10 protein-coding genes are annotated in these 13059 nt (G+C 62.6%); 2 read left to right on the forward strand and 8 right to left on the reverse strand.

Translation table 11 applies throughout. The annotated features are described in order from the left end of the window. Nucleotides 1-123 precede the first annotated feature (123 nt). Nucleotides 124-1464 carry a hemolysin family protein gene (locus ACIP02_RS02510; protein ID WP_400612886.1) on the forward strand — a complete coding sequence of 447 codons (1341 nt, stop codon included), beginning with the start codon at nucleotides 124-126 and terminating at the stop codon, nucleotides 1462-1464. Nucleotides 1465-1581: 117 nt separating this feature from the next. Here ACIP02_RS02510 and ACIP02_RS02515 read toward each other — a convergent pair whose 3' ends face one another. From ACIP02_RS02515 to ACIP02_RS02550, 8 genes are all read right to left on the reverse strand, one after another. After that, on the reverse strand, nucleotides 1582-2478 hold the full coding sequence (locus ACIP02_RS02515) for a peptidoglycan DD-metalloendopeptidase family protein (RefSeq protein WP_400612889.1): 897 nt from the start codon (nucleotides 2476-2478) through the stop codon (nucleotides 1582-1584). A 240-nt stretch (nucleotides 2479-2718) separates the two neighbouring features. Next, nucleotides 2719-3609, reverse strand: coding sequence for a response regulator (locus tag ACIP02_RS02520; protein ID WP_400612891.1), 891 nt, complete (start codon nucleotides 3607-3609; stop codon nucleotides 2719-2721). 162 nt (nucleotides 3610-3771) lie between these two features. Continuing rightward, the gene (phoU, locus tag ACIP02_RS02525) at nucleotides 3772-4542 is read right to left on the reverse strand and encodes a phosphate signaling complex protein PhoU (RefSeq protein ID WP_400612893.1); all 771 of its coding nucleotides are present in this window, start codon (nucleotides 4540-4542) and stop codon (nucleotides 3772-3774) included. 130 nt (nucleotides 4543-4672) lie between these two features. Continuing rightward, nucleotides 4673-5506, reverse strand: a complete 834-nt coding sequence (pstB, locus tag ACIP02_RS02530; protein ID WP_201199512.1) for a phosphate ABC transporter ATP-binding protein PstB — start codon at nucleotides 5504-5506, stop codon at nucleotides 4673-4675. Nucleotides 5507-5607: 101 nt separating this feature from the next. Beyond that, nucleotides 5608-7224 (reverse strand): phosphate ABC transporter permease PstA, encoded by a 1617-nt coding sequence (gene pstA / locus ACIP02_RS02535; protein WP_400613257.1) that lies wholly within the window; start codon nucleotides 7222-7224, stop codon nucleotides 5608-5610. Between the two features lie 71 nt (nucleotides 7225-7295). Beyond that, nucleotides 7296-9584 (reverse strand): phosphate ABC transporter permease, encoded by a 2289-nt coding sequence (locus ACIP02_RS02540; protein ID WP_400612895.1) that lies wholly within the window; start codon nucleotides 9582-9584, stop codon nucleotides 7296-7298. A gap of 139 nt (nucleotides 9585-9723) precedes the next feature. Beyond that, nucleotides 9724-10722, reverse strand: coding sequence for a phosphate ABC transporter substrate-binding protein PstS (locus tag ACIP02_RS02545; protein WP_400612897.1), 999 nt, complete (start codon nucleotides 10720-10722; stop codon nucleotides 9724-9726). Between the two features lie 253 nt (nucleotides 10723-10975). Next, complete coding sequence (locus ACIP02_RS02550) at nucleotides 10976-12265, reverse strand: MFS transporter (protein ID WP_400612899.1); 1290 nt, start codon at nucleotides 12263-12265, stop codon at nucleotides 10976-10978. A 361-nt stretch (nucleotides 12266-12626) separates the two neighbouring features. Here ACIP02_RS02550 and ACIP02_RS02555 point away from each other — a divergent pair, with 361 nt between their 5' ends. Then, entirely contained in the window at nucleotides 12627-13025 is a 399-nt protein-coding gene (locus ACIP02_RS02555; RefSeq protein WP_003253317.1) for an acyl-CoA thioesterase, read from the forward strand. Nucleotides 13026-13059: the final 34 nt, after the last annotated feature.

Below are 13059 nucleotides of genomic sequence, written 5' to 3' on the forward strand. Positions count from 1 at the left end.
GGCCAATGAGTCCTCTGCCCTTTGCTTTTGCGGCCCCAGCCGCTACATTGGATCCCCTGTGCCAGCAAGAGCTGGCACCTTTTTTCTCTCCTTTTCTAAGACGGACCCCGTAAAAAATCCATCATGGACCCTTCCCCTGGTATCAGCCTCACTTCGTTATTCGCCGATTTCGGCATGATCATCTTTGCCTTCCTGCTGGTGCTGCTCAACGGCTTCTTCGTTGCTGCCGAGTTCGCCATGGTCAAGCTGCGCTCCACGCGCGTCGACGCCATCGCCGAGCTGCACGGCTGGCGCGGCAGTATCCTGCGCAAGGTGCACAACCAGCTCGACGCCTACCTGTCGGCTTGTCAGCTGGGCATTACCCTCGCTTCGCTGGGCCTGGGCTGGGTCGGTGAACCCGCGTTTGCCCACCTGCTCGAGCCGCTGCTGGCGTACTTTGGTGTCGACTCGCCCGAACTGATCAAAGGCGTCTCGTTCTTCGTCGCCTTCTTTGTCATCTCGTACCTGCACATCGTGGTCGGCGAGCTGGCGCCCAAGTCCTGGGCCATCCGCAAGCCGGAGCTGCTGTCGCTGTGGACCGCCGTGCCGCTGTACCTGTTCTATTGGGCGATGTACCCGGCCATCTACCTGCTCAACGCCAGTGCCAACACCATCCTGCGCATCGCCGGCCAGGGCGAGCCGGGGCCGCATCACGAGCACCACTACAGCCGTGAAGAACTGAAGCTGATCCTGCACTCCAGCCGCGGCCAGGACCCAAGCGACCAGGGCATGCGCGTGCTGGCGTCGGCCGTGGAAATGGGCGAGCTGGAAGTGGTCGACTGGGCGAACTCGCGCGAGGACATGGTTACCATCGATGCCCATGCGCCGCTGAAGCAGATCCTGGCCCTGGTGCGCCGCCACAAATTCAGCCGTTACCCGGTGTACGATGCCGAACGCGAGGAATTCACCGGCCTGCTGCACATCAAGGACCTGCTGCTGGAACTGGCGGAGCTTGAGCACTTGCCCGAGACCATCGACCTGGACGACCTCGCCCGGCCGTTGGAACGCGTGTCCCGGCACATGCCGCTTTCCCAGCTGCTGGAGCAGTTCCGCAAAGGCGGCGCACACTTCGTGCTGGTGGAGGAAGCCGATGGCAAGGTGATCGGTTACCTGACCATGGAAGACGTGCTGGAAGTGCTGGTGGGTGATATCCAGGACGAGCACCGCAAGACCGAGCGTGGCATCCTCGCCTACCAGCCGGGCAAGCTGCTGGTACGTGGTGACACGCCACTGTTCAAGGTCGAGCGGCTGCTGGGCATTGACCTGGACCATATCGAAGCAGAGACCTTGGCTGGCCTGATCTACGAGACGCTCAAGCGCGTGCCTGAGGAAGAGGAAGTGCTGGAGGTCGAAGGGCTGCGGATCATCATCAAGAAGATGAAAGGGCCGAAGATTGTGCTGGCCAAGGTGCTGAAGCTGGATTAGAGGCTGGGGGGCTGCTGCGCAGCCCATCGCGACGCAAGGCCGCTCCTACAAGGGATTCGCGTATACCTGTAGGAGCGGCCTTGTTTCGCGATGGCCTGCAAAGCAGGCCCGGCAATCTCAAGGGTTACCCGCAGTAAAGTCCGGCAACCCGCTGATCGGCCGGTCGAACCGGTAAGGGATCGATTCCAGCGCCAACCCCACATTGCGCTGCACCACAAAATGCAGGTGCGGCCCCGTGCTGTTGCCGGTGTTGCCCGACTTGGCCAGCATTTGCCCTTGCCGTACCCGCTGCCCCTCCTTCACCACCACCGAACCGCGCAGCAGGTGCAGGTACACGCCCATGGTGCCGTCCGGGTGCAGGATGCGGACAAAATTACCCGACGGGTTGGGCTCGCGCCCGCTCTGGCTGTTCTGCGTCTTTACCACCACCCCTTCCCGCGCCGCGATGATCGTGGTGCCTTCTGGCATGGCGATGTCCATGGCATAGCGCCCCTTGGGCCCAAAATGGCTGACACGGCCATTGGGGCCCTGGGTTACGCGGAATGGCCCGCCAATCCACGGGAACGCATAGCGAAAGCCCTGCGGCCGCTTGCCCGGGTCACCCATGGCCTGCAACAGGGTGGAGCGGTAGTTCAGCAGCAACCCAGGCCGCCCCCTGAGTACGCTGAGCATCTGCGTGGTGCGCGGCGGCAGCAGCCGGCGCACGATACGCGGGGCATCGCCGCCTTGGGCGTTGACCAGGTTGTCCAGGCGCAACTCGACCTCTACCGGTACGTGCAGCTCGTTGCGTGCCGAAAAGCTCACCCCGCCGTCGAAGGTTTTTGCGTTCAGCAATACCTGGCCTTCGAGCGTTTCGACCATGGGTTCGAGCAGCACCAAAGGCTTGGCACCTGGGCCGGGGCGGTCGGAATAGGAGATGACACCGGATTCGTCGGTGATCTTGTAAAGGGTCACACCCAGGCTCGACGCCGAGGCCATGAGCAATGCACAGAACAGCAGCAGGCGCGTGGGCATGATAGTGGCTTTTTGACAGTTGTTATCTGTCGAAGCCTAGCAGCGGGTTTTGTGGCGGGTATTGCAGTTGGTCGGATGGCTCAGGTTGCGCAGGCCTTTTTGTAGGAGCGGCCTTGCGTCGCGATAGGGCCGCAAAGCGGCCCCAGAAATTGATGCCTCGACGCTGAAATCCTGGGGCTGCTGCGCAGCCCTATCGCGACACAAGGCCGCTCCTACACAGAATGCGCCGCATGGCCGGCATCAAGCCCCCGGGGTGAAATGCTTCTGCGCAGTCCCACGGGCAATCAGCCGCGACAGGTAGTCGAGCTTCTGCGCATCCTGGTCGACGAACTTGAACGTCAGCTGCAGCCAGTCACTGTCCGGCTTGGGCTCCAGCGCCGCGACGGCATGCAGGTAGCCGTTCAGGCGAGCGACTTCGGCGCTTTCGCCCTGTTCCAGGTCCAGTACCGCGCCTTCCAGCACCTGTGGCAGCGCTTCACCACGACGCACTACCAGCAGCGCCTCCTTCAAGCTCAATGCCTTGATCACGCACGGCTGCATGCCACTGGCCAGGCGCAGCTGGCCTTGGCCACGGCCGGCCGGTGCGGCAGCAGGTGGCGTTGGTGCACTGACCAATGGCTTGGCCGGGGCCGGGGCTGGCGCCGCGACCTTCACCGCTTCCGGCTTACCGGCCGTCAGCGCGTTCAGCGAATCGTTGGCAAACGCCGGGTTGGCACGCGCCGGGCCGATGGCCATCAGGCTGTCGAGCTTGCCGATCTTGCTCAGGGCCTTTTTCACCTTGGTCAGCAACTGCTCGTTGGTGAACGGCTTGCCGACAAAGTCGGAAACGCCCGCCTGGATCGCCTGAATGACGTTTTCCTTGTCGCCACGGCTGGTCACCATGATGAACTGCAGGTTCTTCAGCGCAGGCTGCTGGCGGCACCAGGTGAGCAATTCCAGGCCGGACATCTCCGGCATCTCCCAGTCGCACAGGACCAGATCGAACGCTTCCTTACCGAGCATGGCCATGGCCTTGCGGCCGTTGACCGCATCGTCGATCGCCATGCCCGGGAAGGCATTGCGCAGGCACTTGCGGACCAGGTCACGGATAAACGGCGCGTCATCCACGACCAGCACATTCACTTTACTCATCGATACTCCTTCTGAACCCGACTAGCCTACTGCCAAATACTGGCCACTTGCTACAACCTGGTCACGCCGGGACTTCATCACATCGTTCGCGGGTGCCTGCCGGCTCTCGACCACAAACGAAAACGCCCGGCCAAGGCCGGGCGTCGATGCTCGGGAGCAACCTTACTTATCGTCAGATTCGCCCGGAACATTAGCCTTTTCGCCGTCAGCGATGGCAGTGCCCTGCACTTCTGCGGTCATGCGCTTGAGGCCCATGTGGCGCACGTCGGTGCCGCGCACCAGGTAGATCACCAGCTCGGAGATGTTGCGTGCATGGTCGCCAATCCGCTCCAGCGAGCGCAGCACCCAGATCACGCTGAGTACCCGCGAGATCGAGCGCGGGTCTTCCATCATGTAGGTCACCAGCTCGCGCAAGGCGGTCTTGTATTCGCGGTCGATGGTCTTGTCGTACTGGGCCACCGACAGCGCCAGGTCGGCGTCGAAGCGGGCAAAGGCGTCCAGCGCATCGCGAACCATGTTGCGCACCTGGTCACCGATGTGGCGTACCTCCACATAGCCGCGTGGCGACTCGCCCTCTTCGCACAGCTGGATGGCGCGGCGGGCGATCTTGGTCGACTCGTCACCAATGCGCTCCAGGTCGATCACCGACTTGGAGATGCTGATGATCAGGCGCAGGTCGGAAGCCGCGGGTTGGCGACGGGCGAGAATGCGCAGGCACTCTTCGTCGATGTTGCGCTCCATCTGGTTGATCTGTTCGTCAACCTCGCGCACTTGCTGGGCAAGGCCCGAGTCGGCTTCGATCAGCGCGGTAACCGCGTCATTGACCTGCTTTTCCACCAGCCCGCCCATGGCCAGCAGGTGGCTGCGCACCTCTTCCAGCTCGGCGTTGAACTGCTGGGAAATGTGGTGGGTAAGGCTTTCTTTGTTGATCATGCTGTCGCTCCGCGAAGTTGCTAGCTTCAAGCTGCAAGCTTCAAGTGGTTCGTGTCGTTCCCTGGCTCCGCGCTAACCGCTTTATCTTGCAGCTTGCAGCTCAAAGCTTGCAGCTGCGCCAAAGGCGCTCTTAGCCGTAGCGACCGGTGATGTAGTCTTCGGTCTGCTTCTTCGCCGGGTTGGTGAACAGGGTGTCGGTATCACCGAATTCGACCAGTTTGCCCATGTACATGAACGCGGTGTAGTCCGAAACACGGGCCGCCTGCTGCATGTTGTGGGTCACGATGACGATGGTGTACTTGGATTTCAATTCGTAGATCAGTTCTTCGACCTTCAGGGTCGAGATCGGGTCCAGCGCCGAGCACGGTTCGTCGAGCAACAGCACTTCCGGCTCCACGGCGATGGTGCGGGCGATGACCAGACGCTGCTGCTGGCCACCGGACAGGCCCAGTGCCGATTCGTGCAGGCGGTCCTTGACCTCGTCCCACAGCGCCGCGCCCTTCAGCGCCCACTCGACCGCTTCGTCGAGCACGCGTTTCTTGTTGATGCCCTGGATACGCAGGCCGTAGACCACGTTCTCGTAGATGGTCTTGGGGAACGGGTTAGGCTTCTGGAACACCATGCCCACGCGGCGGCGCAGCTCGGCCACGTCTTCGCCCTTGCGGTAGATGTTGTTGCCGTACAGGTTGATGGCACCTTCCACGCGGCAGCCGTCAACCAGGTCGTTCATGCGGTTGAAGGTGCGCAGCAGGGTCGACTTGCCGCAGCCGGACGGGCCGATGAAGGCGGTCACGCGCTGCTTGGGGATGTTCATGCTGACGTCGAACAGGGCTTGCTTGTCGCCGTAGAACAGGCTCAGGCCCGGCACTTCGATGGCCACGGTTTCTTCGGCCAGGCGCAGGCTTTGCTTGCTGCGGCCCAGGGCAGACATGTCGATGCCGTGGGTATGGGATTCGTTCTGCATGGTTGACTCCGTTTGTAGCTGCCAGCTTCGAGCTGCAAGCTGCAAGTTTGGGCAAAGCGGCAATCTGCTTGGAGCTTGCCGCTTGTGGCTTAAAGCTTCAATCAGCTGTCCAGTGCCTTGTACTTCTCGCGCAGGTGGTTACGGATCCACACCGCCGACAGGTTGAGGGTCGCGATCACCAGCACCAGCAACAACGCCGTGGCGTACACCAGCGGCCGCGCGGCTTCGACGTTGGGGCTCTGGAAGCCGACGTCATAGATGTGGAAGCCCAGGTGCATGATCTTCTGGTCCAGGTGCAGGTACGGGTAGTTGCCGTCCACCGGCAGCGACGGCGCCAGCTTCACCACCCCCACCAGCATCAGCGGCGCCACTTCACCGGCGGCGCGGGCCACGGCGAGGATCATGCCGGTCATCATCGCCGGGCTGGCCATGGGCAATACGATCTTCCACAGCGTCTCGGCCTTGGTCGCGCCCAGTGCCAGCGAGCCTTCGCGCACGGTGCGCGGGATCCGTGCCAGGCCTTCTTCGGTAGCCACGATCACCACCGGCACTGCCAACAGCGCCAGGGTCAGGGAGGCCCACAGCAGGCCCGGTGTACCCAGGGTCGGCGCCGGCAGGGCTTCGGGGAAGAACAGCCGGTCGATCGAGCCGCCCAGCACGTAGACGAAGAAGCCCAGGCCAAACACGCCGTAGACAATCGCCGGTACGCCGGCCAGGTTGTTCACGGCAATGCGGATCAACCGGGTCACCGGGCCTTGCCGTGCATATTCGCGCAGGTACACGGCCGCCAGCACACCGAACGGGGTGACGATCACGGCCATGATCAGGGTCATCATCACGGTACCGAAAATGGCCGGGAAGATACCGCCCTCGGTGTTGGCTTCACGCGGGTCGTCACTGAGGAACTCCCAGACCTTGGCGAAGTAGGTGCCCAGCTTGGTGAACGCCGACATCCCGTTCGGCTGGGTGGCGTGCACCACCTTGCTCAGGTTGATTTCCACTTCACGGCCATTACCATCGCGCGCCACCAGGCTGTCGCGGGCGAAGGCCTGGTGCAGGCCGCTAAGGCGATCTTCGATAGCCTTGTAGCGGCTGTTCAGCTCGGCGCGGTCGGCGTCCATGTCGGCCTGGGCGGCGGCGTCCAGCTTGCCGTGCAGCTCCAGCTTGCGGGCTTCCAGACGCAGGCGTTCGAGACCATGGTTGATGGCACCGATGTCCTTCTTCTCCAGTTGCTGCAGCTCGCTGTTGAGCTGGTTGGCACGCTTGAGGCGGGCCTGCAGCTCGTTCCAGGCGGCAGGGCCTTCGGCGACCACGCGGCCTTGCTCCTTGACGCTGACCAAATAGCCATAAAAGTTGCCCCACTCACGCCGCTCCAGGGCGATCAGGTCGGCCGGTCGCTGCTCGTCGACCAGCCAGTCGCCGACCACCCAGGTGAAATCGCTGCCATTGAGGTCGCGGTTACCCACCTTGATCAGCTCGCGGGTCATGAACTCGGGGCCTTGGTCCGGTACCGGCAGGCCGGCGCCCTTCAGACGGGCGCGTGGGACTTCTTCCTTTTGCACCACTTCGCCGATAACTACGTGATCAGCCTGGCCCGGCACCTTGTAGGTGGCCTGGACCAGGTCGGCCGGCCAGAAGTGGCCCAGGCCGCGCACGGCAATGACCGCCAGCAGGCCGACGGTCATGATCACCGCCATGGCCACCGCGCCGCCGCTCATCCAGACACCTGGGGCGCCGCTCTTGAACCAGCCTTTGAGGGAATCCTTTTTCACGGATCGCTACCTTTCTATCAAAGCGACGAGTATTTCTTGCGCAGACGCTGGCGAATCAGCTCGGCCAAGGTGTTCATGACGAAGGTGAACATCAGCAGCACCAGCGCGGCCAGGAACAGCACGCGATAGTGGCTGCCGCCGACTTCCGATTCGGGCATTTCCACGGCCACGTTAGCGGCCAGCGTGCGCATGCCCTCGAACAGGTTCATCTCCATCACCGGGGTGTTGCCGGTGGCCATCAATACGATCATGGTCTCGCCCACCGCACGGCCCATGCCGATCATCAGCGCCGAGAAGATACCGGGGCTGGCGGTGAGGATGACCACGCGGGTGAGGGTCTGCCAGGGCGTCGCACCCAGCGCCAGCGAGCCCAGTGTGAGGCTGCGCGGCACGCTGAAAACGGCGTCTTCGGCGATGGAGTAGATATTCGGGATGACCGCGAAGCCCATGGCGATACCCACCACCAGGGCGTTGCGCTGGTCGTAGGTTATCCCTAAGTCGTTGGTGATCCACAGGCGCATGTCGCCGCCAAAGAACCAGCTTTCCAGGTGCGGGCTCATGGTCAGGGCAAACCAGCCGGTAAACAGGATGACCGGGATCAGGATCGCGGCTTCCCAGCCGTCCGGCACCCGCAGGCGGATAGACTCAGGCAGGCGGGTCCAGGCGAAGCCGGCCAGCAGGATGCCGAATGGCATCAGCAGGAACAGGCTGAACACACCTGGCAGATGGCCTTCCAGGTACGGGGCGAGGAACAGGCCGGCAAAGAAGCCGAGGATCACTGTCGGCATCGCTTCCATCAGTTCGATCACCGGCTTGACCTTGCGGCGCATGCCCGGGGCCATGAAGTAAGCGGTGTAGATAGCAGCGGCAATGGCCAGCGGTGCCGCCAGGATCATTGCGTAGAAGGCGGCCTTGAGGGTGCCGAAGGTCAGCGGCGACAGGCTCAGCTTGGGCTCGAAGTCGGTGTTGGAAGCGGTCGATTGCCAGACGTATTTCGGCTCGTCGTAGTTCTCGTACCAGACCTTGCCCCACAGCGCGCTGAAGGAAATTTCCGGGTGCGGGTTGCGCAGGCTCAGCGGCAAGAGCTTGCCGCCTTGTTCGATGATGATGCGGTTGGCGCGTGGCGACAGGGCCAGGATACCTGGGCCTTCAGCGGCAGGCTCGACCAACAGGGTGCGGTGCGCGGTGCTGTGGAACACGCCCAGCTTGCCTTCGGCGTCGAGGGCGATGAAGCCCTTGCGGCGCTCTTCTGCATCGATCTGCACGATCGGCGCCTTGCCCATCTGGAAGGTGCGGATCTGCTTGAAGCGCGATTCGCCGTCGGGGTCGCGGGCCATGAACCACTGGGCCAGGCCACCCTTGGAGTCGCCGATGATCAGCGAAATGCCGCCGACCAACTGGCCGGTGGCGGTCACTTCGGTGTCGGCGCTTTCGGACAGCTTGTAGCGGCCATTGAGGCTCTTGTCGCGCAGGCTGAATACATCGGCCGTGGCGCGGCCGTTGATCACGTAGAGCCACTGCTGACGCGGATCGATGAAGATGTTCTTCACGACCTCGGTCATTTGCGGCAGGACGATGCGGTTCTGCTCGGTGGTGACCTCTTCGGTCATCATGTTTTCGCTGCGGGTCAGCGCCAGTACCTGCAGTTGCGCACCGGTGGAGCCGGCCAGCACCAGGGTGTCGCCATTGACGTTGATGCTGACGTGATCCAGCGCGCGCCCCTGCTCGTCGAGCGCGAACGGCTGTTCGCCGTACGGGTAGTCGATGCCGGCGGTGATGGTTTTCTTGTTGTCCGGGTAGGTGATCTTGTAGGTGTGGTGGAACACCAGCGCCTGGCCGTTGGACAAGCCCAGCACCACCAACGGGCTGCCCGGCTGATCGGCACCGATCGACGTAACCTGGGTGCCTGCAGGCACGGGCAGGTCGACGCGCTTGATCTCGTTACCGCTCTTGGTATCGAAGAATAATGCCTGGCCCTTGTCCGAAACCCGCATGCCCACCAGGTTCTGCTCTTCCAGCGCGATCATCAGCGGCTTGCCGGCGTCCTGCTGCAGCCAGGTCGGTTCCAGGGCCTTCTTGCTGGTCAGCTCGGCGCCCTGGAACAGTGGCAGCACCACATAGGCCAGGTAGAAGAAGATCAGGGTGATGGCAGCCAATACGGCAAGCCCGCCCACCAGCACATACCAGCGGGTCAGGCGGTCCTTGAGCGCACGCATGCGGCGCTTGCGTTGCAACTCGGGCGTATTGAAGTCAATGCGCACGGGCTGGGAGTTTTGGGTCATGTTGGAATTGGCCAGATCATTCATGCGCACACCCTAGCGGTCCCGTGTGACAAAAACATTACAAAGTGGTGACGCGCGAAAGCCCGCCGCACAGGATACCTGGCTTCGGGCCGGGAATTCGTGGAAGAGGCCCGGCAGTGGCGCCGGCCTCTCCTTGAGTTACTTACTGCTTGGCAACGTTACCGGCGTGCGACAGGCCCAGGTCAGCCAGGGTCTTGTCGACGACTTTGGCCGGCAGCGGGATGTAACCATCCTTCACCACGACCTGCTGGCCAGCTTGCGACAGCACCAGCTTGACGAACTCGGCTTCCAGCGGGGCCAGAGGCTTGTTCGGCGCCTTGTTCACGTACACATACAGGAAGCGCGACAGCGGGTAGCTACCGTTCAGGGCGTTGGCTTCGTTGTCTTCAACGAACTCGCCGCCTTCTTTCTTGGCCAGGGCTACGGTTTTGACGCTGGCGGTCTTGTAACCGATGCCCGAGTAGCCGATGCCGTTCAGCGAGGAGCTGATCGACTGCACGACCGAAGCCGAGCCAGGCTGTTCGTTGACGTTAGGCTTGAAGTCGCCTTTGCACAGGGCCTCTTCCTTGAAATAGCCGTAGGTGCCCGATACCGAGTTACGGCCGAACAGCTGGATTGGCTTGTTGGCCAGGTCGCCGGTCACACCGACGTCACCCCAGGTCTTGATCTCGGCCTTGCCACCGCACAGGCGGGTGGAGGAGAAGATGGCGTCGACCTGAGCCATGGTCAGGCCCTTGATCGGGTTGTCCTTGTGCACAAACACAGCCAGGGCGTCGACGGCAACCGGGATGGCGGTCGGCTTGTAGCCGTACTTCTGCTCGAAGGCCTGGAGCTCGACGTCCTTCATCTTGCGGCTCATCGGGCCGAGGTTGGCGGTGCCTTCGGTCAGCGCGGGTGGCGCGGTGGAGGAACCGGCCGCCTGAATCTGGATGTTTACGTTCGGATATTCCTTCTTGTAGGCCTCAGCCCACAGCGTCATCAGGTTCGCCAGGGTGTCGGAGCCTACGCTGGAGAGGTTGCCCGAAACACCGGTGGTCTTGGTGTAGGTCGGGATCGCAGGATCGACAGCGGCTACCGCGTTGGCGGTTGCAACGCCAGCGGCGGCAAAGGTGAGGGCCGCCATCAAACGCTTCAGTTTCATGCCTTGCTCCTAGCAGGAATATTGGGGTGTTGGATGGAACGGGCCAAGTATCTGCAGGCCGCATGAATAGGATATGACCTAATTGTGACAAATGGATGAAAGGCCATCATCTGTAGGAGCGGCCTTGTGTCGCGATGGGCTGCATAGCAGCCCCAGAGATCGCAAACCCAGCACAGATTGTCTGGGGCTGCTGCGCAGCCCATCGCGACACAAGGCCGCTCCTACAGGGACCGCGCCAAACCTCCAGCGCAGATCAGCGCTTGTTGGCGAGCAGGTACAGCCCCACCGCCAAACCAACGGCGCACAGCCCCGCCACATAATAGGCCGGCGCCATCGGGCTTACCTTCAGCAGTGCGGTCACCACCATCGGCGTCAACCCGCCGAAGATGGCGTAGGCGACGTTGTAGGAGAACGACAGCCCACTGAAGCGCACCACCGCGGGGAACGCCTTGACCATCACATAAGGCACCGCGCCGATCACGCCCACGCACAAGCCGGTCACGGCATACAGCGGGAACAGCAGCTCGGGGTGGGTCGGCAGGCTGTGGTAGAAGGCCCAGGAGCTGGCCAGCAGCAGCAGGCTGCCGATCACGAACACCCGGCCCGCACCAAAGCGGTCGGCCAGGCTGCCAGCGCCGATGCAGCCGAAGCTGAGCAGTACGATGGCCATGCTGTTGGCCTTGAGCGAGTCGATCGGGCTGATGTGGTAGATGCTCTGCAGCAACGCCGGCGTCATCAGGATAACTACCACGATGGCGGCTGACAGCATCCAGGTCAGCAGCATCGACAGGATGATCGCGCTGCGATGGTCACGCAGCACGGCGCGCAGCGGCAGCTCTTCGGCCAGCGCCTTGCGCTGCTGCATTTCGGCGAACACCGGGGTCTCGTGCAGCCAGCGGCGCAGGTACACCGAGAACAGGCCAAACACACCGCCGAGCAGGAACGGGATACGCCAGGCGTAGTCGGCCACTTCTTCGGCGCTGTACACGCTGTTGATCAGCGTTGCCACCAGCGAGCCCAGCAGAATGCCGGCAGTCAGGCCCGCAGTCAGGGTGCCGCAGGCGTAACCGGTATTGCGCGCGGGCACGTGCTCGGAGACGAACACCCAGGCGCCCGGCACCTCGCCACCGATCGCCGCGCCCTGGATCACGCGCATCAGCAGCAACAGCACCGGCGCCCACATGCCGATCTGAGCATACGTCGGCAGCAGGCCCATGATCAGCGTCGGCAAGGCCATCATGAAGATGCTCAGGGTGAACATTTTCTTGCGCCCGAGCAGGTCGCCGAAGTGGGCCATGATGATGCCGCCCAGCGGCCGCGCCAGGTAGCCGGCGGCAAAGATGCCGAAGGTTTGCATCAACCGTAGCCACTCGGGCATGTCGGCCGGGAAGAACAGCTTGCCGACCACCGTGGCGAAGAACACGAAGATGATGAAGTCGTAGAACTCCAGGGCGCCGCCCAGGGCGGACAGTGAGAGGGTCTTGTAGTCACTGCGGGTCAGCGGCCGCGAGGGCTGCTCGATACTGCTCGGCACGGAAGTCATCGCTCGTTGTTCTCTTTGTAGGGCATGCAGGCCGCTTGGCACGCGGCTTCTGGATTGGGAGACAGGCGAAGATAGCAAATTGCCGAGCCCGGCCGAAAGCGATACAAAAACCAAGCGGATATTCATGAATGCGCGGTCGTCGCTGGCCGTTATGCTCTATATACTGGCGTTTCGTAGGAAAAGGTTGCCCCTAACGTGGGATGTTGTGCGAAAACGCCGGTCTTTATTGTCAGGCGGTTTCGCAGAGTTTCCCTACGGCCGCCCAGTGAAACGAAATCGGCGTAGTATGTTTCAAGCTGAATCGTTTACCCGGCCTTTGCGCCACACCAACGAAAGCGTCACGGGTCAGAGGCCCCATCGCATGATTGAGCTCGAACAAGAAGATCCTATCCCGCAAGGCGACCTGGCCTTGCAGATCACCGCGCTGCCGCGCGAAACCAACGGCTTTGGCGACATCTTCGGCGGCTGGCTGGTTGCCCAGATGGACCTGGCCGGCACCGCCATGGCCAGCCGTGTCGCCGGCGGCCGTGTGGCCACCGTGGCCATCGACCGCATGGCTTTCCTGGTACCTGTCGCGGTAGGCGCGCAACTGTCGTTCTATACCCAGACCCTGGAAATCGGCCGCAGCTCGATCCAGATGATGGTCGAAGTGTGGAGCGATGACCCGCTGTCCAGCGAATGGCGCAAGGTGACCGAAGCGGTGTTCGTCTTCGTTGCCATCGACGGCAGTGGCCGCACCCGCTCCGTGCCTCGTCGCTAAGCCTGGCTGGCGGTAAACTCATTGCATGTGCCCG

This window comes from Pseudomonas sp. NPDC089408 (genome assembly GCF_044749445.1).
Taxonomy (GTDB): Bacteria; Pseudomonadota; Gammaproteobacteria; order Pseudomonadales; family Pseudomonadaceae; genus Aquipseudomonas.

Coding starts and splice junctions, on each gene's coding strand:
- ACIP02_RS02510 (WP_400612886.1), top strand. CDS start 124: ATGGACCCTTCCCCTGGTATCAGCCTCACTTCGTTATTCGCCGATTTC.
- ACIP02_RS02515 (WP_400612889.1), bottom strand. CDS start 2,478: ATGCCCACGCGCCTGCTGCTGTTCTGTGCATTGCTCATGGCCTCGGCG.
- ACIP02_RS02520 (WP_400612891.1), bottom strand. CDS start 3,609: ATGAGTAAAGTGAATGTGCTGGTCGTGGATGACGCGCCGTTTATCCGT.
- phoU (WP_400612893.1), bottom strand. CDS start 4,542: ATGATCAACAAAGAAAGCCTTACCCACCACATTTCCCAGCAGTTCAAC.
- pstB (WP_201199512.1), bottom strand. CDS start 5,506: ATGCAGAACGAATCCCATACCCACGGCATCGACATGTCTGCCCTGGGC.
- pstA (WP_400613257.1), bottom strand. CDS start 7,224: ATGAGCGGCGGCGCGGTGGCCATGGCGGTGATCATGACCGTCGGCCTG.
- ACIP02_RS02540 (WP_400612895.1), bottom strand. CDS start 9,584: ATGAATGATCTGGCCAATTCCAACATGACCCAAAACTCCCAGCCCGTG.
- ACIP02_RS02545 (WP_400612897.1), bottom strand. CDS start 10,722: ATGAAACTGAAGCGTTTGATGGCGGCCCTCACCTTTGCCGCCGCTGGC.
- ACIP02_RS02550 (WP_400612899.1), bottom strand. CDS start 12,265: ATGACTTCCGTGCCGAGCAGTATCGAGCAGCCCTCGCGGCCGCTGACC.
- ACIP02_RS02555 (WP_003253317.1), top strand. CDS start 12,627: ATGATTGAGCTCGAACAAGAAGATCCTATCCCGCAAGGCGACCTGGCC.